The organism is Streptomyces sp. NPDC090442, assembly GCF_044769405.1.
Taxonomy (GTDB): Bacteria; Actinomycetota; Actinomycetes; order Streptomycetales; family Streptomycetaceae; genus Streptomyces.
Map to the genome: position 1 here is coordinate 228,882 of NZ_JBIVXW010000003.1, position 23,288 is coordinate 252,169.

Consider the following 23,288-nt stretch of genomic DNA (forward strand, 5'->3'; position numbering starts at 1 on the left):
ACGCGGCACCATGACGCAGGGAGTTACGACCGTGGCAAGTGGCAACGCGATCCGAGGAAGTCGGGTCGGGGCGGGGCCGATGGGGGAGGCCGAGCGCGGCGAGTCCGCGCCGCGCATCCGCATCTCCTTCTGGTGCTCCAATGGGCACGAGACGCAGCCCAGCTTCGCCGGCGATGCCCAGGTGCCGGACACCTGGGACTGCCCCCGCTGTGGTTTCCCGGCCGGCAAGGACCGGGACAGCCCGCCGGACCCGCCGCGTACCGAGCCGTACAAGACGCACCTCGCCTACGTCCGGGAGCGCCGCAGCGACGCCGACGGCGAGGCGATCCTGGCCGAGGCGCTCGCCAAGCTCCGCGGCGAGATCTGACGGAACCGCAGCACACCGCAAACCGCACGCAGCACACCACGACCGGCCCGGCCGGGGGGAACCGCCCCTCCCGCCGGGCCGTTCGCGTTCCCGGCCCTTCGCGTTCCGAGGGCGAACGGGGAGACGGGATCTGAGGGGAGGGATGGGGAGGTTGCCGTAGGCCCGTTGTCAGTGGGCGACCGTACGGTTGCGAGCAGGGACGGATCCCGCTCGGGGGTCCCGGGGGACGCGCGGTACGGGGGCGGTCATGGCGCGGACAGGCAGCGGTGCGGGGGGAGTTGGGGCGCCGGACTGGCGCGGCGGGTTCGGGCGGCTGTGGAGCGCCGCGGTGGTCTCCCGCTTCGGGGACGCGCTGCGCGGCATGGCGCTGCCGCTGCTCGCCCGCGCGCTCACACCCGATCCGCTGCTGATCGCGCTGGTCACCGCCTGCGGCTTCGCGCCGTGGCTGCTGTTCGGGCTGCTCGGCGGCGCGCTCGCGGACCGGGTCGAGGCGCGACGGGCGATGTGGGCGGTCGATCTGGCGCGCGGGCTGCTGACGGCCGGCTTCGCGGTGGCGGTGGCCGCCGGCGCCGCGAGTATCGTGCTGGTGCTGGCGCTGGCCTTCGCGCTCACCACCCTCCAGACGCTCTTCGACAACGCCGCCACCGCCCTGCTGCCGGCGGTGGTGCCCCACCGGGCGCTGACGGCGGCCAACGCCCGCCTGATGACCGGTCAGGAGGTCATCGGCCGGTTCGTCGGCGGGCCGGTGGCACCGGTGCTCATCGCGGCGGGCGCCGCGCTGCCGTTCGCGGCCGACGCGGCGACGTATCTGGTCGCCGCCGCGCTGGTGGCCTCGCTCCGCATCGGCGCGCCGCCCCGGCCGCCGGCCGCCTCCGGGCGGACCCTGCGCCGGGAAGTCGCCGCGGGCATACGGGCGTTGTGGCGGGACCGGGTGCTGCGGGTGGTCTGCGGCTCGGTGGCGCTGGGCAACGTCGGCATCGGCGCGCTGATCGCGGAGCTGGTCGTGCTGGTCAAGGACTGGCTCGGCGCCGGGGACGTCGGCTATGTCGGGGTGATGACGGGGTACGGCGCCGGGACGGTGCTCGGCGGGCTGTTGGCCGGCCGGGTCATCGCCGCGGTGGGTGGGCAGTTGCGCACCCTGCTGTGGGCGGGCGTCGTGCAGGCCGCGGTGTTGGTGGCGCTCGGCACGGTGCGCGCGCTGTGGCCCGCGGCCCTGGCGCTCGGCCTGTTCGGCTTTGCCGGCACGGTGTGGAACGTCGTGGAGGTCACGGTGGTGCAGCAGCGCGCCCCGGTGGCGCTGCTGGGCCGGATCAGCTCCGCGTTCCGCACGGTATCGATCGCCGGTGCCCCGCTGGGCGCACTGCTGGGCGGCGCGGTCGCACTGGCCGCCGGGCCCAACTCCCCGGCGCTGCTGGCGGCCGCGCTGCTGGGGCTCGGCGCGGCGGTGTTGCCACCGGTTGTTCGGGGTGGCGACAGCGCTTCGTCCCACAGCGGACAGATACCTCATACCGTGCCCTGATCAATTAAGTTGGAGGACGGCGGGGCCGCTACGAGACGAAGAAGGCTGATGTCCGAATGAACGCAGAAGGCCGCAGCAGGCTCGACCAGTTGCCTGAGTGGACCGCGTTGAGCAAGCACCGCGAGCAGCTCCAGGAGGTGCACCTGCGCGAGCTGTTCGCCAAGGATCCCGGCCGCGCCGGGCGCCTCACGCTCCAGGTCGGCGATCTGCACCTGGACTACTCCAAGCACCTGGTCACCGACGAGACGCTGCGCCTGCTCCGTGAACTGGCCGCGGCGTGCGGCGTGGCCGAGCTGCGGGACGCGATGTTCCGCGGCGAGAGGATCAACCTCACCGAGCACCGCTCGGTGCTGCACACCGCGCTGCGCGCGCCCGGTTCGGCCGTCATCACCGCCGACGGGGAGAACGTCGTCCCCGCGGTGCACCACGTGCTGACGAAGATGGCCACCTTCGCCGACCGGGTCCGCTCCGGCGACTGGAAGGGCCACACCGGCCGCCGCATCAAGACGGTCGTCAACATCGGCATCGGCGGCTCCGACCTGGGCCCCGCGATGGCGTACGAGGCGCTGCGCGCCTACACCCACCGGGACATGCAGTTCCGCTTCGTCTCCAACGTGGACGGCGCCGACCTGCACGAGGCCGTCCGCGATCTGGACCCGGCCGAGACGCTGTTCATCATCGCCTCGAAGACCTTCACCACCATCGAGACGATCACCAACGCCACCTCCGCCCGCGACTGGCTGCTGACCGGCCTCGGCGCGGGGGCGGACGCGGTCGCCAAGCACTTCGTGGCGCTGTCGACCAACGCCGAGAAGGTCGCCGAGTTCGGCATCGACACGGACAACATGTTCGAGTTCTGGGACTGGGTCGGCGGCCGCTACTCCTACGACTCGGCGATCGGGCTGTCGCTGATGATCGCGATCGGCCCGGAGCGGTTCCGCGAGATGCTGGCCGGCTTCCACCTCGTCGACGAGCACTTCCGCACCGCCCCGCCGGAGGAGAACGCCCCGCTGCTGCTGGGCCTGTTGGGCATCTGGTACGGCAACTTCTGGGACGCCCAGTCGCACGCCGTGCTGCCCTACAGCCACTACCTCTCCAAGTTCACGGCCTACCTCCAGCAGTTGGACATGGAGTCCAACGGCAAGTCCGTCGACCGCCAGGGGCACCCCGTCAACTGGCAGACCGGCCCGGTCGTCTGGGGCACCCCGGGCACCAACGGCCAGCACGCCTACTACCAGTTGCTCCACCAGGGCACCAAGATGATCCCGGCCGATCTGCTCGGCTTCGCCCGGCCGGTCGAGGACCTCCAGCCCCATCTGGTCCCCCAGCACGACCTGTTGATGGCCAACCTCTTCGCCCAGGGCCAGGCGCTGGCGTTCGGCAAGACGGCGGACGAGGTGCGGGCCGAGGGCGTCGCCGAGGAGCTGGTGCCGCACCGGACGTTCCGCGGCAACCACCCCACCACCACCATCCTGGCGTCGGAGCTCAGCCCGTCGGTGCTGGGCCAGCTGATCGCGCTCTACGAGCACAAGGTGTTCGTCCAGGGCGCGGTGTGGAACATCAACTCCTTCGACCAGTGGGGCGTGGAGCTGGGCAAGGTCCTGGCCAAGCGGGTCGAGCCGGCGCTCACCGACGGCGCCGAGGTGCCGGGCCTGGACGCCTCCACGGCCGGCCTGGTCGCCAAGTACCGCGAGCTGCGCGGGCGTTGATCCCAAACGCTGATGGCCCCACCCCCGCAGCGGGGGTGGGGCCATCAGCGTGTGCGCGGGTCCTACGAGGACGCCGGGGGGTAGAGGCCGCGCGGCAGTTGGGCCGCGGCCGCCTCGTCCAGCAGCCACAGCGTCCGGCTGCGACCGCGCGCGCCGGCCGCCGGGGCCTGCACCTCGCCGGCGCCGGACAGCGCGATGGCCGCGGCGTTGGCCTTGTCCTCGCCGGCCGCCAGCAGCCAGACCTCCCGTGCCGCGCGGATCGCGGGCAGGGTCAGCGAGATCCGGGTGGGCGGCGGCTTGGGGGCGCCGTGCACCCCGACCACCGTCCGCTCCCGCTCGTGGACGGCCGGCAACTCCGGGAAGAGCGAGGCGACATGGGTGTCCGGACCGACGCCCAGCAGCAGCACGTCGAAGGACGGCACCGGACCATGGTCCTCCGGGCCCGCGGCGGCGGCCAGTTCGGCCGCGTACGCCTCGGCCGCGGCGTCCGCGTCCCGGCCGTACGGGCCGTCCGAGGGCGCCATCGGGTGCACCCGGGCCGGGTCGAGCGGGACGCTGTCCAGCAGCACCTCGCGGGCCTGGGTGTGGTTGCGCTCCGGGTCGCCGTCCGCCAGGAACCGCTCGTCGCCCCACCACAGGTCCAGCCGGGACCAGTCGACCGCGTCCCGGGCGGGCGCCTCGGCCAGGGCCGCGAGCAGCCCGTTGCCGTTGCGCCCGCCGGTCAGCACGACGGAGGCCGAGCCGCGGGCCGCCTGGGCGTCGACGATCTTGGTGATCAGTCGCGCCGCGGCGGCCTTCGCCATCAGCTCCTTGTCGCGGTGGACGACGACCTGGGGTGCGCTCACTTGGCGCCCGCCTTCTTCGCGGCGGCCTTCTTCGCCGCGGGCTTGGCGGGGGCGTCCTGCGCCGAGGCCGGAGCCTTGTCCGCGCCGGTCGCCGGCGCGGCCTTGACGTCCGCGGCCGACCCGCTGCCCGGCACCTGGAGCCGTGCCACGCCGTACTTGAGCGCGGCGGCGTAGATGTCGTCCGGGTCGAGCCGGCGCAGTTCCTCGGCGAGCAGCTCGGAGGTCTCCCGCCGCTTGAGCGCCACCGCCCGGTCCGGCTGACCGGGCATGGAGAGGGTGGCCAACGAGGCGTCCGGGCGGCCCAGGACGATCGTTCCGGCGGTGGTCTCCAGGCGCACCTCGGTGAGCCCGGGCCCCTCGGAGTCGGCGCGGGTGACCGGCACGTCCAACCGGCTGGCGAGCCACATGCCGAGCAGCTCGCAGCTGGGGTTGAACCCCTCGCCCTCGACCACGGCCGAGGTGACCGTGCACGGTGCCTGGTCGAGCGCCGCCGCCAGCATCGAGCGCCAGGGCGTGATCCGGGTCCAGGACAGGTCGGTGTCGCCGGGGGTGTAGGTGTCGGCGCGGCCGGTCAGCTCCGCGATGGGCTGCTCGGCGGCGTAGGCGTCGGTGACGCGGCGCTGGGCCAGCGCGCCGAGCGGGTCCTTGGCCGGGTCCATCGGGGCGTTGACGGCCCACCAGACCACGACCGGGGCGTCCGGCAGCAGCAGCGGCAGCACCACGGACTGGGCGTGGTCGATCGCCTCGCCGTACAGCCGCAGGAGCACCGTCTCGCCGGTGCCGGCGTCGGTGCCCACCCGCACCTCGGCGTCCAGGCGGGCCTTGGCGCGGTCGCGCGGCGACCGGCTGACCCGCTTGATGACGACCAGGGTCCGCGAGGGGTGCTCGCGGGAGGCGTCGTTGGCCGCCTTCAGGGCGTCGTAGGCGTTCTCCTCGTCGGTGACGATGACGAGGGTGAGCACCATGCCGATGGCTGGGGTGCCGACCGCGCGGCGACCCTGGACCAGCGCCTTGTTGATCTCGCTGGCCGTGGTTTCCGTCAGATCGATCTTCATGGCCGACGCCAGCTCCGTCCGTCTCGTGCGAGCATTTCGTCCGCCTCCACGGGGCCCCAGGTGCCCGCCGGGTACTGCGCGGGCTTGCCGTGCCTGTCCCAGTACTCCTCGATCGGGTCGAGGATCTTCCAGGACAGCTCGACCTCCTCCACCCGCGGGAAGAGGTTGGCGTCGCCGAGCAGCACGTCGAGGATGAGCCGCTCGTACGCCTCCGGGCTGGACTCCGTGAAGGACTCGCCGTAGGCGAAGTCCATCGACACGTCCCGCACCTCCATGGAGGTGCCCGGGACCTTGGAGCCGAACCGCACGGTCACGCCCTCGTCCGGCTGGACGCGGATGACCAGGGCGTTCTGCCCGAGCTCCTCGGTGGCGGTGTGGTCGAAGGGGGAGTGCGGGGCGCGCTGGAAGACCACCGCGATCTCGGTCACCCGGCGGCCCAGGCGCTTGCCGGTCCGCAGGTAGAACGGGACGCCCGCCCAACGGCGGTTGTCGATCCCCAGCTTGATCGCGGCGTAGGTGTCGGTCTTCGACTTGGGGTCGATGCCGTCTTCCTGGAGGTAGCCGACGACCTTCTCGCCGCCCTGCCAACCCTCCGCGTACTGGCCGCGCACGGTCTCCTTGGCCAGGTCCTTGGGGAGCCGGACGGCGCCCAGCACCTTGGACTTCTCCGCCACCAGCGCGTCCGCGTCGAAGGAGGCGGGCTCCTCCATGGCGGTCAGCGCGAGCAGTTGGAGGAGGTGGTTCTGGATGACGTCGCGGGCCGCGCCGATGCCGTCGTAGTAGCCGGCCCGGCCGCCGATGCCGATGTCCTCGGCCATCGTGATCTGCACGTGGTCGACGAAGGAACGATTCCACAGCGGCTCGAACATGGTGTTGGCGAACCGCAGCGCCAGGATGTTCTGGACCGTCTCCTTGCCCAGGTAGTGGTCGATCCGGAAGACCTCGTTGGGCGGGAAGACCTCGTGGACGATCCGGTTGAGCTCCTGGGCGCTGGCCAGGTCGTGGCCGAACGGCTTCTCGATGACCGCGCGGCGCCAGGAGCTTTCCTTCTGCTCGGCCAGCCCGTGCTTCTTGAGCTGCTGGACGACCTTGGGGAAGAACTTCGGCGGCACGGAGAGGTAGAAGGCGAAGTTGCCGCCGGTGCCCTGCGCCTTGTCGAGCTCCTCGATGGTTTCCTTGAGGGTCTCGAACGCCTCGTCGTCGTCGAAGTCGCCGTGGACGAAGCGGCAGCCCTGGACCAGCTGCTGCCAGACCTCCTCGCGGAACGGCGTACGGGCGTGCTGCTTGACGGCCTCGTACACCTCCTGCGCGAAGTCCTCGTTCTGCCACTCGCGACGGGCGAACCCGATCAGCGAGAAGCCCGGGGGGAGCAGGCCGCGGTTGGCCAGGTCGTAGACCGCGGGCATCAGCTTTTTGCGCGACAAATCGCCCGTGACGCCGAAAATGACCAGGCCCGACGGCCCCGCGATGCGCGGGAGCCGTCGGTCCGCGGCGTCACGGAGCGGATTCGCTCCATGAACGGTCAAGGGGATCAGCCCTCCGAGGGAGCGAGGCGCTTGAGCTCCGCCTCGGTCGACTTGAGCAGGTCGTTCCAGGCCGCCTCGAACTTCTCGACGCCCTCGTCCTCCAGGAGCTGGACGACGTCGTCGTACGAGATGCCGAGCGCGGCGATCGCGTCGAGGTCGGCCTTGGCGACGGCGTAGCGGCCGCGCACCGTGTCACCGGTGATCTCGCCGTGGTCGGCGGTGGCCTCCAGGGTGGCCTCCGGCATGGTGTTGACCGTGCCCGGGGCGACCAGCTCGTCCACGTACAGGGTGTCCTTGAACGCGGGGTCCTTGACGCCGGTCGAGGCCCACAGCGGACGCTGCTTGTTGGCGCCCGCCTTGTCGAGGGCGGCCCAGCGGTCGGAGGAGAAGACCTCCTCGTACGCCTGGTACGCGAGGCGGGCGTTGGCGAGCGCGGCCTTGCCCTTGAGGGCCTTGGCCTCGTCGGTGCCCAGCTTCTCCAGGCGCTTGTCGATCTCGGTGTCCACGCGGGACACGAAGAACGAGGCCACCGAGCGGATCTCGGACAGGTCCAGGCCCGCGGCCTTGGCCTTCTCCAGACCGGCGAGGTAGGCGTCCATCACCTCGCGGTAGCGCTCCAGCGAGAAGATCAGCGTGACGTTGACGCTGATGCCCAGGCCGATCACCTCGGTGATGGCCGGCAGGCCCGCCTTGGTGGCCGGGATCTTGATCAGCGTGTTCGGGCGGTCCACCAGCCACGCGAGCTGCTTGGCCTCGGCGATGGTCGGCGCGGTGTGGTGCGCCAGCCGCGGGTCCACCTCGATGGAGACCCGGCCGTCCTGGCCACCGGTGGCGTCGAAGACCGGGCGCAGCACGTCGGCGGCGTCCCGGACGTCCGCCGTGGTGATCATGCGGATGGCTTCGTCGACGGTGACCTTGCGGGCGGCGAGGTCGGCGACCTGCTGCTGGTAGCCGTCGCCCGAGGAGATCGCCTTCTGGAAGATCGACGGGTTGGTGGTGACGCCGACGACGTGCTGCTGGTCGATCAGTTCGGCCAGGTTGCCGGACGTGATGCGCTTGCGCGACAGGTCGTCCAGCCAGATCGCCACGCCTTCGTCGGAAAGGCGCTTGAGTGCGTCCGTCATGGGTTTTGCATCTCCTACGTGTCGTATAGCGGGCGTCAGCGCGCGGCGGCGGTCAGCGATTCCCGGGCGGCGGCGGCCACCGCTTCGGGGGTGAAGCCGTACTCGCGGAAGAGGAACTTGCCGTCGGCGGAGGCGCCGAAGTGCTCCAGCGAGATGATCCGGCCGGCGTCCCCGACGTAGCGGTGCCAGGTCAGGCCGATGCCGGCCTCCACGGCGACCCGGGCCTTGACCGACGGCGGCAGCACGCTGTCCTTGTACGCCTGGTCCTGCTCCTCGAACCACTCCACGGACGGCATCGAGACCACGCGGGTCGGCACGCCCTCGGCCTGGAGCTGCTCGCGGGCCGCCACGGCCAGCTGCAGCTCGGAACCGGTGGCGATCAGCACCACCTGTGCCTCGCCCCCCTCGGCCTCGAAGCGGACGTAACCGCCCTTGGCGGTGCCCTCGTTGGCCTCGTAGGTCGGCACGCCCTGACGGGTCAGCGCCAGACCGTGCGGGGCGCCCACGCCGAACTCCTTCGTCCAGCGGCGCATGATCTCGCGCCAGGCGAGCGCGGTCTCGTTGGCGTCGGCCGGGCGCACGATGTTCAGGCCCGGGATGGCGCGCAGCGAGGCCAGGTGCTCGACCGGCTGGTGGGTCGGGCCGTCCTCGCCCAGGCCGATGGAGTCGTGCGTCCACACGTACGTCACCGGCAGGTGCATCAGGGCGGACAGCCGGACGGCGTTGCGCATGTAGTCGGAGAACACCAGGAAGGTGCCGCCGTAGATGCGGGTGTTGCCGTGCAGCGCGATGCCGTTCATCTCCGCGGCCATGGAGTGCTCGCGGATGCCGAAGTGGACGGTCCGGCCGTACGGGTCGGCGCCCGGCAGCGGGTTGCCCTTCGGCAGGAACGACGAGGTCTTGTCGATGGTGGTGTTGTTCGACCCGGCGAGGTCGGCGGAGCCGCCCCACAGCTCGGGGACGACCGCGCCCAGCGCCTGGAGCACCTTGCCGGAGGCGGCGCGGGTGGCCACCGCCTTGCCGGTCTCGAACGCCGGGAGGTGGTCCTCCCAGCCCGCCGGCAGCTCGCCCGCGGCGATCCGGTCGAACTCCGTGGCGCGCTCGGGGTTGGCGGTGCGCCAGGCGGCGAACGCCTTCTCCCACTCGGCCTTGGCCTCGCGGCCGCGGTCCAGCGCCCCGCGGGTGTGGGACAGGACCTCGGCGGCGACCTCGAAGGACTGCTCCGGGTCGAAGCCCAGCACGCGCTTGGTGGCCGCGACCTCCTCGTCGCCCAGCGCCGAGCCGTGCGCGGCCTCGGTGTTCTGGGCGTTGGGGGCCGGCCAGGCGATGATCGAGCGGGCCGCGATGAACGACGGCCGCTCGGTCTCCGCCTTGGCGGCCTCCAACGCCTTCGCCAGACCGGCCGGGTCCAGGTCGCCGTTGGGGAGCTGCTCGACGCGCTGGACGTGCCAGCCGTACGCCTCGTAGCGCTTGAGGGTGTCCTCGGAGACCGCGGTCTCGGTGTCGCCCTCGATGGAGATGTGGTTGTCGTCCCACAGCAGGGCGAGGTTGCCCAGCTTCTGGTGCCCCGCCATCGAGGACGCCTCGGCCGCGATGCCCTCCTGGAGGCAGCCGTCGCCGGCGATGACGTAGACGGTGTGGTCGAACGGGGAGGTGCCGGGGGCCGCCTCGGGGTCGAACAGACCGCGCTCGTAACGGGCGGCCATCGCCATGCCCACGGCGTTGGCGACGCCCTGGCCCAGCGGGCCGGTGGTGGTCTCCACGCCGGTGGTGTGGCCGTACTCCGGGTGACCCGGGGTCTTCGAGCCCCACGTGCGGAAGCTCTTGAGGTCGTCCAACTCCAGGCCGTAGCCGGCGAGGAAGAGCTGGAGGTAGAGCGTCAGGCTGGAGTGGCCGGCGGAGAGCACGAACCGGTCGCGACCGGTCCAGTCCGCGTCGGCGGGGTCGTGCCGCATCAGCTTCTGGAACAGCACGTAGGCGGCGGGCGCCAGGCTCATGGCCGTACCCGGATGGCCGTTACCGACCTTCTGCACGGAATCCATCGCCAGGACTCGGACGGTATCCACAGCCCGCTGGTCCAGTTCGGTCCACTCGAAATCTGTGGTGGTCGGCTTGGTGCTCACCCTGAGTCAGGGCTCCTCTCCACATGTCGAACGCGGACGGCATATCCGCCCAGGCGGTGTCGAGCCTACCCCCGTGAATGCGCCCGCCTTTTCGACGCTCAGTCGGCGATTTCGGCGCTCAGGCGGTGCTCAGTCGGGGGGTTGGGCGCTCAGTCGGCGGACGGTGTCGCTCACGGAGTTTTTGTCGCTTGGGGCAACCAATTCGACGCTCCGGGCATTCCCGGCGTCGGGCTGCGCCCTACGACCAGACTGCCGGGCGCCCGGCGCGTCCGCCTCCCGAACGCCGGGTCAACGGCGGGGAAAGCTCCGGGCGATCCGGCGCGGGGCGCGTCCGGGGCGTCTCGGCCGCGCGTCCGCGGCCGGGCACCCAACACGACCCCACCCCCGCGAGAGCCGCCGTATGGCCAACGTCTAAAGTGGCGTGGTAAGCGCAAGCCTTTACCGGGTGTTCACTGCCGGCGGAGCTTGCTGGCCTCATCTTCCGCGGCTGCGGCCGCTGACGTTACTTCCAGGGGTGTGCGTGACGGCCGTCGAAACCCGTCCTGCGGGGGGGCTCTCTCAGGTCCCCGGGAGTCCCGGTAACCGGCCGTTCGGGGCCCGGGTCAAGGCGTTCATCGCGCTGACCAAGCCACGAGTCATCGAACTGCTGTTGATGACGACGGTGCCGGTGATGTTCCTGGCGGCCGGCGGAGTGCCGGACCTGTGGCTCGTGCTGGCCACCTGCGTCGGCGGTTACCTCTCCGCCGGTGGCGCCGCGGCGTACAACATGTACCTCGACCGCGACATCGACGCGATGATGGACCGCACCTCCCAGCGTCCGCTGGTGACGGGCATGGTCTCGCCGCGCGAGTGCCTGGTCTTCGCGTCCGCCCTCACGGTCGGCTCCACCGCCCTGTTCTGGTACCTCGTCAACCCGCTGTCGGCGATGCTGTCGCTCGGGGCGATCTTCTTCTATGTCGTCGTCTACACGATGATCCTCAAGCGGCGCACGTCGCAGAACATCGTCTGGGGCGGCATCGCGGGCTGCATGCCCGTCTTCATCGGCTGGTCCTCGGTGACCAACTCCGTCTCCTGGGCCTCGCTGGTCCTCTTCCTCGTCATCTTCTTCTGGACGCCGCCGCATTACTGGCCGCTGTCGATGAAGGTCACCGAGGACTACAAGCGGGTCGGCGTGCCGATGCTGCCGGCCGTCGCGGGCAACAAGGTCGTGGCCCGGCAGATCGTCGCCTACAGCTGGGTGATGGTCGCGGTCTCGCTGCTGCTCCAGCCGCTGGGCTACACCGGCTGGTTCTACACCGCGGTCGCGGTCGCCTGCGGTGCCTTCTGGCTGCGCGAGGCGCACGCCCTCCAGGCCCGCGCCAAGGCCGGCGTCACCGGGCCCAAGCTCAAGGAGATGCGGCTCTTCCACTGGTCCATCACCTATGTGTCGCTGCTGTTCGTGGCCGTCGCGGTGGACCCGTTCCTGCGCTGATCCCCTCGCCGGACCGGTCGGCCTGAGGGGTGTGAGGGATCACCTCCCCAAAGGCCGTACCGGTCGGTAGCATGCTGACCATGGCAGACACCCAGCAGGCGGACGAGCAGGCGGCGGGCGGCCCGGCCACCGCGACCCCGGCGGAGAAGCGGGCCGAGAAGCAGGCGGCCCGACTCGCCAAGCAGATCCGTGCCTTCGCGAGCGCGCACGGTGGCAGCGCCGAGGGCCAGCTCGCCCACATCGGCCGCGGCCGCACCCGGATCGCCCTGGTCGGCGCCAACGGCGAGTGGGGCAACCTGGTCGCCGACAGCTACTCCGCGGCCCAGAAGGCCGCCGAGCAGGCCGGTCTCTCCCTCCAGGACGACTTCGACGGCGAGTTGGCCGCGAAGGTCCGCACCGGCCGCTACGAGTGGTCCCGGATGGCCGGCATCCAGCTCGGCGGTCCTGCCAACTCCTGAAACTCCCCGGGCCGGGCGCCCCGTTGGCCGTGCGCCGGGGCGCCCGGCCCGCTACCTCCCCGCCCGCTCGCCCGTTAAGCTCACCGGGCGCGGTGCACCGGCGACGCACGGCGGGCTGACGGCGAGGAGAGGCGGATGGACGGACTCCCCCCGCTCATCGACCAGTTCAGCCACGGTGCCGTCCACGGCGAACTGGGACTCGGCTCCTTCGAGGCACATCTGGCCGACGCGGTCGGGGCGCTGGGCCCGGCGGCGCCCGCGGGCACCACGTTCTTCGACACCCGCGCCGGCCTCGCGATACGCCGCTGGTGCCCCCCGCTGCTCGGCCTGGAGCCGCACTGCCCGCCGGTGCGCTATCTGGCCCGCCGGCGGGAGCTGGGCGCCTTCCGCGCGGGGCGGATGCTGTTGCGCGGCGCCGGCATCGGCACGTTCCTGGTGGCGGCCGGCAGTCCCGGCGGACTGACCTCGGCACCCGAACTCGCGGCCGCCGCCGGGGCCCACGCCCACGAGGTCGTCCGGCTCGAACCGCTCGCCGAGCAGGTCGCCGACACCTCCGGCAGCGTGGACGCGTTCCTCGGCTACACCGCCGAGGCGCTGTACGCGGCCGGCCAGCACGCCACCGCCTTCGCCTCCGGCGCCACCTACTGCGAGGGGCGGGCCCCTGAGGCGGCCGAGGTGCGACGCGCCGCGGACCGTTGGCTGCGCGGCCGGCGCCCCGGGGAGCCGCTCGCCGAGCCCGCGCTCGTCCGGCACTTACTGTGGGGCGCGGTGGCGACCGGCCTGCCGGTGCAGCTCCACTGCCCCGATCCGCGGCCGCTCGCCGGCTTCCTGCGGGCCACCGCCGGCCTCGGCTCCGACCTCGTCCTGCTGCCCGGGCCCCCGCACCACGGGCGGGCCGCCCAACTCGCCGCCGTGCACGCCCACGTCTACGCGGACACCGGCCCGTACCCCGAAGAGGCCCTGAGCCGGGCGCCGTTCGGCAAGCTGCTGTTCTCCTCGGGCGCCCGCGGGCTGCCCGAGCGCTACGTCGTCGCCGCCCGGCTCTTCGCCCGGGCCATGGAACGCGTCGTGGGGGAGTGGACCGCCGAGGGGCTGTGCGCCGCCGCGGACGGGCGGCGGATCACCGAACTGGTCGGCTCGGGGACGGCCCGCCGGGTCTACCGGCTGGCGGCGACCACCTGAGCGTCGGGCGCCTCGGGGGTCTCGTCGGCGACCGGCGCGGCGGGGTTCCCCTCCTGGAGCGGGCCGCGGTCGCGCAGCGACAGGGCGATGCACAGCACGGCGATCCACACCAGGGTCGAGCCCATCATGTGGAGGCCGACGACGATCTCCGGCAGGCCCATGAAGTACTGGACGTAGCCGATGACGCCCTGGAAGGCGAGGCAGCCGAAGAGCGCCAGCATCGCCCGGCGCGGGGCGGCCGGGGCCTTGACCGCGCGCAGCGCGAACCACAGGGCCACGCTCAGCCCGACCACGACGTAGACGAAGTCGACGTGGAGTTGGGTGATCTCCTGCCAGTCCAGCGGGATGCGGTGGACCTTGTGCGCATCGCCCGCGTGCGGTCCCGAGCCGGTGACGACCGTGCCGATGAGGGTGAGCGCGGCGGTGGCCGCCGTCAGCAGCCAGGCCAACTGCCGGACCGGTCGGGGGACCGTGTCGCGCGGCTCCTCGTCGCCCTCCTTGGCGCGCCGCCAGCTCAGCACGGCGACCGTCAGCAGGGCGGTGGTGAGCAGGAAGTGCGCGGCGACCAGGTACGGGTTGAGGCCGGTCAGCACGACGATGCCGCCCCAGACCGCGTTGCCCATCACGATCCAGAACTGCGCCCAGCCGAGGCGGGTGAGCGAGCGGCGGCGCGGCGCGCGGGCCCGGGCCGCCACGATGAACAGCCCGATGAACGCGCACAGCACGTAGGTCAGCAGGCGGTTGCCGAACTCGATGAGGCCGTGGATGCCCATCTCGGCGGTCGGGGTGAGGCTGTCCGGGGTGCACTGGGGCCACGTCGAGCAGCCCAGGCCGGACTCGGTCAGCCGGACCGCGCCGCCGGTGACGACGATGACCACGGCCATCACGACGGTGGCGAGCGCCGCCCGCTCGACGAAGCGCGCGGAGGGCTGCCAGCGGCGGGCGATCAGCTCAAAGGGATTCAGCGTGTTCGGCACGGAAGTCATCGTAGGCGGCGGCTTGTGCGCGTTTTCACGAGGGTCCCGGTTCGGGTTTCCGGCCGACGGCTCGGGGCTCGGCCCCGAGGGACGCGGCACGAGGATCGGTCCCGTGCCGTCCGGCGGCCGATCCCCGGCGTTGACCTGCGGTCACTCCCAGCGGAAGAACTTCGCCGCGGCGCCCAGGCCGACGACCGCCCAGACCGCCAGGATTCCGACGTCGCCCCAGGGCAGCCCGGCGCCGTGCTGGAGGACCTCCCGCAGGCCGTCCGAGAGCGCCGAGATCGGCAGGAACTGGAGCACCTGCTGGGCCGCTTCGGGGAACTTCGTGAGCGGGACGATCACCCCGCCGCCGACGAGCAGCAACAGGAAGACGAGGTTGGCGGCGGCGAGCGTGGCCTCGGCCTTGAGGGTGCCGGCCATCAGCAGCCCCAGGCCGGAGAAGGCGGCGGTGCCGAGCAGGAGCAGCAGGGCCACGGAGAACGGGTTGCCCTGCGGGGACCAGCCCAGCGCGAGGGCGACCACGGTCAGCAGCACGGCTTGGAGGACCTCGGTGACCAGTACCGCACAGGTCTTCGCGGTCATCAGCCCCCAGCGCGGCAGCGGCGAGGCGGCCAGCCGCTTGAGCACGCCGTAGCGCCGCTCGAAGCCGGTGGCGATGGCCTGTCCGGTGAACGCCGTGGAGAGCACGGCGAGTCCGAGGATGCCCGGGGCGAGGAAGTCCACCGACTTCCCGGCGCCGGTGTCGATGATGCGGACGGCGGAGAACAGCACCAGCAGCAGCGTCGGAATGATGACCGTCAGCAGCAGCTGCTCGCCGTTGCGCAGCAGCATCCTGGTCTCCAGCGCGGCCTGCGCGCGGATCATCCGGGGCAGCGGGGCCGCCCCGGGGCGCGGGGCGAACGTGCCGGTCGCGGCGCCGGCACCGGTCTCGACGGCGGTCATGCGCGCAGCTCCTTGCCGGTCAGTTCCAGGAAGACGTCCTCCAGGGTGTGCCGCTCGACGGCTATCGCGTCGGGCATCACCCCGTTCTGGGCGCACCACGAGGCCACGGTGGCCAGCAGCTGCGGATCGATCCGGCCCTGGACGCGGTAGGTGCCGGCGGTCAGTTCGGCGGCGACGCACTCGGCGGGCAGCGCCTTGAGGAGCGAGGCGACGTCCAGACCGGGGCGGCCGCTGAAGCGCAGGCTGTTCTCCGCGCCGCCCTTGCACAGCTCCTCCGGGCTGCCCTGGATGACGACCCGGCCGCCGTCGACGATCGCGACGTCGTCGGCGAGCTGCTCGGCCTCGTCCATGAAGTGGGTGGTCAGCACCACGCCGACGCCGTCCGCGCGCAGCTCCCGGACGAGGTCCCAGGTGGCGCGGCGGGCCTGCGGGTCGAGGCCGGCGGTCGGCTCGTCGAGGAAGACCAGCTCGGGGCGGCCGACCACGGCCATGGCCAGCGCCAGGCGCTGCTGCTGGCCGCCGGAGAGCCGCCGGTAGGGCGTGCGCCCGCAGCTGCCCAGCCCCAGCCGGTCGATCAGCAGCCCCACGTCGAGCGGGTGGGCGTGCAGGGTGGCGGTGTGCCGCAGCATCTCCTCGGCGCGGGCGCCGGCGTAGACGCCACCGGACTGGAGCATCACGCCGATCCTGGGGCGCAGCGCGGCGGCGTCGGCGACCGGGTCCAGCCCGAGGACGCGGACCGTGCCGGCGTCCGGGCGGCGGTAGCCTTCGCAGGTCTCGATCGTGGTGGTCTTGCCGGCGCCGTTGGGGCCGAGGACGGCGGTCACGGTGCCGCGCGCGACGGTGAGGTCGAGCCCGTTCACGGCGGTCTTCGTCCCGTACCGCTTGACCAGGCCGACGACCTCGACGGCGGGTTCGCGACCGGAGGGGCGGGCGTCGCCCCCGGGGGAGGTGCTGGGCATGCCGGGCAGTCTACGGAGCGGGGCGGGGCGCCGGGAGCGGGGGCCGAGGCCCGGTTCGGCGGCCCTGCGCAGGCGGGACGGGTGTTGGTTCCGGAGCGTGACGGGCACCCCCGTAATTAGGTAACCCTTAGTGACGGAGGCCACCGGTCGGTGACACCGCGCAGGCTTGAATCGGTTTGACGAATTACGCAACAATGGCGTTGTGAAAAACGCGAGCGAGGACCGGAAGAGGCCAGCCGCCCGGCAGGGTGCCGGCCCGGTTCCGTCCGCGCCCGCACACGACGAGCAGCGCGGCACGCGCAACCGCGTCGCCCGCTCCATCCTCGACCACGGTCCGTCCACCGCGGCCGAGCTGGCCCTCCGCCTGGAGCTGACCCAGGCCGCCGTCCGCCGTCATCTGGACGCCCTGGCCGCCGAGGGCGTCGTGGAGCCCCGCGAGAAGCGGGTCTACGGTGCCCGCGGCCGCGGCCGCCCGGCCAAGGCGTTCGCCCTGACCGACTGCGGCCGGGACGCCTTCGACCAGTCCTACGACGACCTCGCCGCCGATGCGCTGCGCTGGATCGCGCAGGGCGCGGGCGGCGGAGCCAAGGGCGAGGCGGCGGTCGCCGCGTTCGCCCGCGCACGGCTGGCGGCCCAGGCCGAGGGGTACCGCGAGGCGGTCGAGAGCGCCGAGCCCGAGGCCCGCACCAGGGCCCTCGCGAAGGCATTGACCGCCGACGGGTACGCTGCTACGGCGCGCAGTGCGCCCAATCCCCAGCTCGGTGAACAGCTCTGCCAGCACCACTGCCCGGTCGTCCACGTCGCCGAGCAGTACCCGCAGTTCTGCGAGGCGGAGACCGAGGTCTTCTCCCGTTTGCTCGGGACCCACGTACAGCGCCTCGCCACCATCGCCCATGGCGACGGGGTGTGCACGACCTTCGTCCCGAAGGCCGGCGCCGGCAAGGCGGCTCACCGCAGCGGTGAGCGCACCACACAGACCACCACAGCATCTGCAAGCACGGCCGGGAGGAACCCCGCATGACGCTCCCCACGGAGACTGCTCACCCTGAGCTTGAGGGACTGGGCAACTACGAATACGGCTGGGCCGACTCCGACGCCGCCGGCGCGGCCGCCAAGCGCGGCCTGTCCGAGGACGTCGTCCGCGACATCTCGGCGAAGAAGAACGAGCCGGAGTGGATGCTCAAGCTGCGCCTCAAGGGGCTGAAGCTGTTCGACAAGAAGCCCATGCCGACCTGGGGCTCCGACCTGTCGGGCATCGACTTCGACAACATCAAGTACTTCGTCCGCTCCACCGAGAAGCAGGCCGCCTCCTGGGAGGACCTGCCCGAGGACATCAAGAACACCTACGACAAGCTCGGCATCCCCGAGGCGGAGAAGCAGCGCCTGGTCGCCGGTGTCGCCGCGCAGTACGAGTCCGAGGTGGTGTACCACCAGATCCGCGAGGACCTGGAGAAGCAGGGCGTCATCTTCCTGGACACCGACACCGCGCTCAAGGAGCACCCGGAGCTCTTCCAGGAGTACTTCGGCACGGTCATCCCCGTCGGTGACAACAAGTTCGCGTCGCTGAACACCGCGGTCTGGTCCGGCGGTTCGTTCATCTACGTGCCCAAGGGCGTCCACGTGGACATCCCGCTCCAGGCCTACTTCCGGATCAACACCGAGAACATGGGCCAGTTCGAGCGGACGCTGATCATCGTCGACGAGGACGCCTACGTCCACTACGTCGAGGGCTGCACCGCGCCGATCTACAAGTCGGACTCGCTGCACTCCGCGGTCGTCGAGATCATCGTCAAGAAGGGCGGCCGCTGCCGCTACACGACCATCCAGAACTGGTCGAACAACGTCTACAACCTGGTCACCAAGCGGGCCGTGGCCTACGAGGGCGCGACCATGGAGTGGGTCGACGGCAACCTCGGCTCCAAGGTGACCATGAAGTACCCCGCGGTCTACCTCATGGGCGAGCACGCCAAGGGCGAGACCCTCTCCATCGCCTTCGCCGGCGAGGGCCAGCACCAGGACGCCGGCTCCAAGATGGTCCACATGGCGCCGAACACCTCCTCCAACATCGTCTCCAAGTCGGTGGCGCGGGGCGGCGGCCGGACCTCCTACCGCGGTCTGGTCGAGATCGGCGAGGGCGCCGCGGGCTCCAAGTCCAACGTGCTGTGTGACGCCCTGCTGGTGGACACCATCTCCCGCTCGGACACCTACCCCTACGTGGACGTCCGCGAGGACGACGTGTCCATGGGCCACGAGGCGACGGTCTCCAAGGTCAGCGAGGACCAGCTCTTCTACCTGATGGCGCGCGGCCTGTCCGAGGACGAGGCGATGGCGATGATCGTGCGCGGCTTCGTCGAGCCGATCGCCCGCGAGCTGCCGATGGAGTACGCGCTGGAGCTCAACCGGCTGATCGAGCTGCAGATGGAAGGCGCGGTCGGCTGACCGGCGGCCGCACGCAGCGACTGACTCTCAAGAACGCAGAAAGCGAGCTAGACGACAGCCATGGCTGAGGCTCAGAACATCCCGCTGGGGTCCACGACCGCCGGTTCCGTCGCGGTGGCCGCGGAGTCCACCGTCGCCACCCGGATGAGTGCCCCGCCGTCCTTCGACGTGGCGGACTTCCCGGTGCCGCACGGTCGCGAGGAGGAGTGGCGGTTCACGCCGCTGGCCCGCCTCAAGGGCCTGCACGACGGCACGGCCGAGGCCGGCGGCCCCGACCTGAAGGTGGACATCACCGCGCCCGAGGGCGTCACCCACGAGCTCGTCGACCGCGCCGACCCGCGGGTCGGCAAGGCCGGCAAGCCGGTGGACCGGATCGCCGCCCAGGCGTACAGCTCCTTCGAGAAGGCGTCGGTGGTCTCCGTCCCCAAGGAGACGGTGCTCAGCGAGCCGATCCGGATCAAGGTGCACGGCGAGGGCGGCACCGCCTTCGGCCACCAGGTCATCGAGCTGGGCGCGTTCGCCGAGGCCGTCGTGGTCATCGACCACACCGGCTCCGGCGTGCTCGCCGCCAACGTCGACTACCTCCTCGGCGACGGCGCCAAGCTGACCGTGGTCTCCGTCCAGGACTGGGACGACGACGCCGTCCACTGCGGCCAGCACAACGCCCTGGTCGGCCGGGACGCCAGCTTCAAGTCCGTGGTCGTCACCTTCGGCGGCGACCTGGTCCGCCTGCACCCGCGGATCGACTACGCCGGCCCTGGTGCCGAGGCCGAGCTCTACGGCCTGTACTTCACCGAGGCCGGCCAGCACCAGGAGCACCGCCTCTTCGTCGACCACGACACCCCCAACTGCCGCTCCCACGTGACCTACAAGGGTGCGCTGCAGGGCCAGGACGCGCACGCGGTCTGGATCGGCGACGTCCTGATCCAGGCGGCCGCCACCGGCACCGACACCTACGAGCTCAACCGCAACCTCGTCCTCACCGACGGCGCGCGGGTGGACTCGGTGCCCAACCTGGAGATCGAGACCGGCGAGATCGTCGGCGCCGGCCACGCCTCGGCGACCGGCCGGTTCGACGACGAGCAGCTCTTCTACCTGATGGCCCGCGGCATCCCGGCCGACGAGGCCCGTCGCCTGGTCGTGCGCGGCTTCTTCGCCGAGCTGGTCCAGCAGATCGGCCTCCCGGACGTCGAGGAGCGCCTGATGAGCAAGGTCGAGGCCGAGCTGGAAGCGGCAGCGGCATGAGCTACGTACGCGTGGCCGCACTGAGCGAGCTGGCCGAGGACACCCCGAAGCGGGTGGAGATCGACGGCACGCCGGTCTCGCTCGTGCGCACCGAGGGCGAGGTGTTCGCGATCAACGACATCTGCTCGCACGCCAACGTCTCGCTCTCCGAGGGCGAGGTCGAGGACTGCTCGATCGAGTGCTGGCTGCACGGCTCCAGCTTCGACCTGCGTACCGGCAAGCCGTCCGGTCTTCCCGCGACGCGCCCCGTCCCCGTATACCCCGTAAAGATCGAAGGGGACGACGTGCTCGTCTCCGTCACCCAGGAGTCCTGAGTCACCCATGGCAACGCTTGAGATCCACGACCTGCACGTCTCCGTCGAGGCCGAGAACGGCCCGCGCGAGATCCTGAAGGGCGTCGACCTGACTGTGAAGCAGGGCGAGACGCACGCCATCATGGGCCCCAACGGCTCCGGCAAGTCGACGCTCGCCTACTCCCTCGCGGGTCACCCCAAGTACACGATCACCGGCGGCACAGTCACCCTCGACGGCGAGGACGTCCTTGAGATGTCCGTCGACGAGCGCGCCCGGGCCGGCGTCTTCCTCGCCATGCAGTACCCGGTCGAGGTCCCCGGCGTCTCGGTCTCCAACTTCCTGCGCACCTCCGCCACCGCCATCCGCGGTGAGGCCCCCAAGCTCCGCACCTGGGTCAAGGAGGTCAAGGAGGCCATGGAGCGCCTCCAGATGGACCCGGCGTTCGCCGAGCGCAACGTCAACGAGGGCTTCTCCGGCGGTGAGAAGAAGCGCCACGAGATCCTCCAGCTCGAACTGCTGAAGCCGGCCATCGCGATCCTCGACGAGACCGACTCCGGCCTCGACGTCGACGCGCTGCGGGTCGTCTCCGAGGGCGTCAACCGCGTCCGCGAGACCGGTCAGGTGGGCACCCTGCTCATCACCCACTACACGCGCATCCTGCGCTACATCAAGCCCGACCACGTCCACGTCTTCGCCAACGGTCGGATCGCCGAGTCCGGCGGCCCGGAGCTGGCGGACAAGCTGGAGGCCGAGGGCTACGAGGCTTACGTGAAGGGTGGTACGACCGCGTGACACTGCTGCCGGGCCTCCTCGACACCGAGGCGATCCGCAAGGACTTCCCCGTCCTGGACCGCCTGGTCCACGACGGCAAGAAGCTCGTGTACCTGGACAACGCGGCGACGTCCCAGAAGCCGCGCCAGGTCCTCGACGCCTTGAGCGCCTACTACGAACGCCACAACGCCAACGTCCACCGCGGCGTGCATGTGCTCGCCGAGGAGGCCACGGCGCTGTACGAAGGCGCCCGCGACAAGGTCGCCGCCTTCGTCAACGCGCCGAGCCGCGACGAGGTGATCTTCACCAAGAACGCCTCGGAGTCGCTCAACCTCGTTGCCAACATGCTGGGTTGGGCCGACGAGCCCTACCGCGTGGACCGCGACACCGAGGTCGTCATCACGGAGATGGAGCACCACTCCAACATCGTCCCGTGGCAGCTGCTCTCGCAGCGCACCGGCGCGAAGCTGAAGTGGTTCGGCCTCACCGACGACGGCCGGCTGGACCTCACCAACATCAACGAGGTCATCACCGACCGCACCAAGGTCGTCTCCTTCACCCTGGTGTCCAACCTCCTGGGCACCGTCAACCCGGTCGAGGCGATCGTCCGGCGCGCCCAGGAAGTCGGCGCGCTGGTGGTCGTCGACGCCTCGCAGGCCGCGCCGCACATGGTCCTGGACGTCCAGGCGCTGGGGGCCGACTTCGTGGCCTTCACCGGCCACAAGATGTGCGGCCCGACCGGCATCGGCGTGCTGTGGGGCCGCCAGGAGCTGCTGGAGGACCTCCCGCCGTTCCTCGGTGGCGGCGAGATGATCGAGACCGTCTCGATGCACTCCTCCACCTACGCCCCGGCGCCGCACAAGTTCGAGGCCGGTACGCCCCCGATCGCCCAGGCCGTCGGTCTCGGCGCCGCGGTGGACTACCTCTCCTCGATCGGCATGGAGAACATCGCGCGCCACGAGCACGTGATCACCGAGTACGCCGTCCAGCGGCTGCTGGAGGTCCCCGACCTGAGGATCATCGGCCCGAGCACGGCCGAGGACCGCGGTGCGACGATCTCCTTCACGCTCGGCGACATCCACCCGCACGACGTCGGCCAGGTGCTGGACGAGCAGGGCATCGCCGTCCGGGTGGGTCACCACTGCGCGCGCCCGGTCTGCCTGCGCTACGGGATTCCCGCGACCACGCGGGCGTCGTTCTACCTGTACTCCACCCCGGCCGAGGTCGACGCCCTGGTCGAGGGCCTGGAACACGTCCGCAACTTCTTCGGTTGATGAATACCGCGGTGACCAGACACAGCGGACGAGGACGAGGACTGACTTAAGTCGTGAAGCTGGATTCCATGTACCAGGACGTCATCCTGGACCACTACAAGCACCCCCACGGGCGCGGGCTCCGGGACGGCGACGCCGAGGTGCACCACGTCAACCCCACGTGCGGCGACGAGATCACGCTGCGCGTGAAGTACGACGGCACCACGATCGAGGACGTGTCCTACGAGGGGCAGGGCTGCTCGATCAGCCAGGCCAGTGCGTCGGTGCTCAACGACCTCCTGGTCGGCAAGGAGCTCGGCGAGGCGCAGCGGATCCAGGAGACCTTCTTGGAGCTGATGCAGTCCAAGGGCCAGGTGGAGCCGGACGACGCCATGGAGGAGGTGCTGGAGGACGCGGTCGCGTTCGCCGGCGTCTCGAAGTACCCGGCGCGCGTGAAGTGCGCCCTGCTGAGCTGGATGGCCTGGAAGGACGCCACGGCCAAGGCCCTTTCCCAGGAGGCGAAGACCGCATGACCGACACCCCGACCACCACCAAGCCGGCCTCCGAGGAGGAGGTCCGCGAGGCGCTGTACGACGTCGTCGACCCCGAGCTGGGCATCGACGTCGTCAACCTCGGGCTGATCTACGGCATCCACATCGACGACGCCAACATCGCCACCATCGACATGACGCTGACCTCGGCGGCCTGCCCGCTGACCGACGTCATCGAGGACCAGGCGAAGTCCGCCACGGACGGGATCGTCAACGAGCTGAAGATCAACTGGGTCTGGATGCCGCCGTGGGGCCCGGACAAGATCACCGACGACGGGCGCGAGCAGCTTCGCGCGCTCGGCTTCAACGTCTGACGCACCCCGAGCGGCCCCGCGCCGCGCTCGGTGCCACGGCCGTGGGGGGCGGGGGCCCCCCCCGGCCCCCCCCGGGGGGGGGGGGGGGCGCCCCCCCCGCCGGGGGGTGTTTAACCCGACGCAACAAGGGGGTAGCGAGGTAGCCACGGCCATGTTTAGAT

At 71.4% G+C, this 23,288-nt stretch carries 22 protein-coding genes; 14 read left to right on the forward strand and 8 right to left on the reverse strand.

All coding sequences use genetic code 11. The annotated features are described in order from the left end of the window. Positions 1–31 precede the first annotated feature (31 nt). The 3 genes from ACIQU6_RS04395 (at position 32) to pgi (ending at position 3,595) form a co-directional block, all read left to right on the forward strand. Positions 32–367: an RNA polymerase-binding protein RbpA gene (locus tag ACIQU6_RS04395; protein WP_016578660.1), complete on the forward strand. Its 336-nt coding sequence runs from the start codon at positions 32–34 to the stop codon at positions 365–367. A 247-nt stretch (positions 368–614) separates the two neighbouring features. Then, positions 615–1,886, forward strand: coding sequence for an MFS transporter (locus ACIQU6_RS04400; protein ID WP_403480113.1), 1,272 nt, complete (start codon positions 615–617; stop codon positions 1,884–1,886). A 56-nt stretch (positions 1,887–1,942) separates the two neighbouring features. After that, entirely contained in the window at positions 1,943–3,595 is a 1,653-nt protein-coding gene (gene pgi, locus ACIQU6_RS04405; RefSeq protein ID WP_403480114.1) for a glucose-6-phosphate isomerase, read from the forward strand. 62 nt (positions 3,596–3,657) lie between these two features. Here the strand turns inward: pgi and pgl are convergent, their stop codons facing one another. Genes pgl through tkt form a run of 5 tightly spaced genes read right to left on the reverse strand, consistent with a single transcriptional unit; the run spans position 3,658 to position 10,268 of the window. Next, complete coding sequence (pgl, locus tag ACIQU6_RS04410) at positions 3,658–4,440, reverse strand: 6-phosphogluconolactonase (protein ID WP_403480115.1); 783 nt, start codon at positions 4,438–4,440, stop codon at positions 3,658–3,660. Continuing rightward, positions 4,437–5,495 (reverse strand): glucose-6-phosphate dehydrogenase assembly protein OpcA, encoded by a 1,059-nt coding sequence (opcA, locus tag ACIQU6_RS04415; protein ID WP_403480116.1) that lies wholly within the window; start codon positions 5,493–5,495, stop codon positions 4,437–4,439. The genes pgl and opcA overlap by 4 nt, the downstream gene beginning before the upstream one ends. Continuing rightward, positions 5,492–7,021, reverse strand: coding sequence for a glucose-6-phosphate dehydrogenase (zwf, locus tag ACIQU6_RS04420; RefSeq protein WP_403480117.1), 1,530 nt, complete (start codon positions 7,019–7,021; stop codon positions 5,492–5,494). The genes opcA and zwf overlap by 4 nt, the downstream gene beginning before the upstream one ends. A 5-nt stretch (positions 7,022–7,026) precedes the next feature. Then, a complete protein-coding gene (gene tal / locus ACIQU6_RS04425) occupies positions 7,027–8,145 on the reverse strand; it encodes a transaldolase (protein WP_403480118.1) in 1,119 nt (372 codons plus the stop codon). A gap of 35 nt (positions 8,146–8,180) precedes the next feature. Beyond that, positions 8,181–10,268: a transketolase gene (gene tkt, locus ACIQU6_RS04430; RefSeq protein WP_403480119.1), complete on the reverse strand. Its 2,088-nt coding sequence runs from the start codon at positions 10,266–10,268 to the stop codon at positions 8,181–8,183. A 520-nt stretch (positions 10,269–10,788) separates the two neighbouring features. Here tkt and ACIQU6_RS04435 point away from each other — a divergent pair. The 3 genes from ACIQU6_RS04435 (at position 10,789) to ACIQU6_RS04445 (ending at position 13,379) form a co-directional block, all read left to right on the forward strand. Then, positions 10,789–11,739 (forward strand): heme o synthase, encoded by a 951-nt coding sequence (locus tag ACIQU6_RS04435; RefSeq protein WP_403480120.1) that lies wholly within the window; start codon positions 10,789–10,791, stop codon positions 11,737–11,739. A 71-nt stretch (positions 11,740–11,810) separates the two neighbouring features. Beyond that, positions 11,811–12,197, forward strand: a complete 387-nt coding sequence (locus ACIQU6_RS04440) for a hypothetical protein (RefSeq protein WP_403480121.1) — start codon at positions 11,811–11,813, stop codon at positions 12,195–12,197. A 135-nt stretch (positions 12,198–12,332) separates the two neighbouring features. Continuing rightward, positions 12,333–13,379: an amidohydrolase gene (locus tag ACIQU6_RS04445; RefSeq protein WP_403480122.1), complete on the forward strand. Its 1,047-nt coding sequence runs from the start codon at positions 12,333–12,335 to the stop codon at positions 13,377–13,379. On the opposite strand, the gene ACIQU6_RS04450 is transcribed toward ACIQU6_RS04445, so the two are convergent. The 3 genes from ACIQU6_RS04450 to ACIQU6_RS04460 form a co-directional block, all read right to left on the reverse strand. Continuing rightward, positions 13,355–14,356, reverse strand: coding sequence for a heme A synthase (locus ACIQU6_RS04450; protein WP_403480123.1), 1,002 nt, complete (start codon positions 14,354–14,356; stop codon positions 13,355–13,357). The genes ACIQU6_RS04445 and ACIQU6_RS04450 overlap by 25 nt on opposite strands. 150 nt (positions 14,357–14,506) lie before the next feature. Further along, positions 14,507–15,301 (reverse strand): ABC transporter permease, encoded by a 795-nt coding sequence (locus tag ACIQU6_RS04455; protein ID WP_403480124.1) that lies wholly within the window; start codon positions 15,299–15,301, stop codon positions 14,507–14,509. Beyond that, positions 15,298–16,260, reverse strand: coding sequence for an ABC transporter ATP-binding protein (locus tag ACIQU6_RS04460; RefSeq protein ID WP_403480125.1), 963 nt, complete (start codon positions 16,258–16,260; stop codon positions 15,298–15,300). Before ACIQU6_RS04460 ends, ACIQU6_RS04455 begins: the two co-directional genes overlap by 4 nt. Positions 16,261–16,462: 202 nt before the next feature. On the opposite strand from ACIQU6_RS04460, the gene ACIQU6_RS04465 reads away from it, so the two are divergent. The 8 genes from ACIQU6_RS04465 to ACIQU6_RS04500 are packed head-to-tail and all read left to right on the forward strand — an operon-like array spanning position 16,463 to position 23,127. Further along, on the forward strand, positions 16,463–17,281 hold the full coding sequence (locus ACIQU6_RS04465) for a helix-turn-helix transcriptional regulator (protein ID WP_403480126.1): 819 nt from the start codon (positions 16,463–16,465) through the stop codon (positions 17,279–17,281). Continuing rightward, positions 17,278–18,699: a Fe-S cluster assembly protein SufB gene (gene sufB, locus ACIQU6_RS04470; protein WP_403480127.1), complete on the forward strand. Its 1,422-nt coding sequence runs from the start codon at positions 17,278–17,280 to the stop codon at positions 18,697–18,699. The genes ACIQU6_RS04465 and sufB overlap by 4 nt, the downstream gene beginning before the upstream one ends. 60 nt (positions 18,700–18,759) lie before the next feature. Next, complete coding sequence (gene sufD / locus ACIQU6_RS04475) at positions 18,760–19,944, forward strand: Fe-S cluster assembly protein SufD (RefSeq protein ID WP_403480128.1); 1,185 nt, start codon at positions 18,760–18,762, stop codon at positions 19,942–19,944. Beyond that, entirely contained in the window at positions 19,941–20,258 is a 318-nt protein-coding gene (locus ACIQU6_RS04480) for a non-heme iron oxygenase ferredoxin subunit (protein ID WP_066973495.1), read from the forward strand. The genes sufD and ACIQU6_RS04480 overlap by 4 nt, the downstream gene beginning before the upstream one ends. A 7-nt stretch (positions 20,259–20,265) precedes the next feature. Continuing rightward, complete coding sequence (sufC, locus tag ACIQU6_RS04485; RefSeq protein ID WP_274916314.1) at positions 20,266–21,030, forward strand: Fe-S cluster assembly ATPase SufC; 765 nt, start codon at positions 20,266–20,268, stop codon at positions 21,028–21,030. Beyond that, positions 21,027–22,283, forward strand: coding sequence for a cysteine desulfurase (locus ACIQU6_RS04490; RefSeq protein WP_403480129.1), 1,257 nt, complete (start codon positions 21,027–21,029; stop codon positions 22,281–22,283). Before sufC ends, ACIQU6_RS04490 begins: the two co-directional genes overlap by 4 nt. 53 nt (positions 22,284–22,336) lie before the next feature. Further along, a complete protein-coding gene (sufU, locus tag ACIQU6_RS04495; protein WP_018536854.1) occupies positions 22,337–22,795 on the forward strand; it encodes a Fe-S cluster assembly sulfur transfer protein SufU in 459 nt (152 codons plus the stop codon). Continuing rightward, positions 22,792–23,127, forward strand: coding sequence for a metal-sulfur cluster assembly factor (locus ACIQU6_RS04500; protein ID WP_033270552.1), 336 nt, complete (start codon positions 22,792–22,794; stop codon positions 23,125–23,127). Before sufU ends, ACIQU6_RS04500 begins: the two co-directional genes overlap by 4 nt. Positions 23,128–23,288 lie beyond the last annotated feature (161 nt).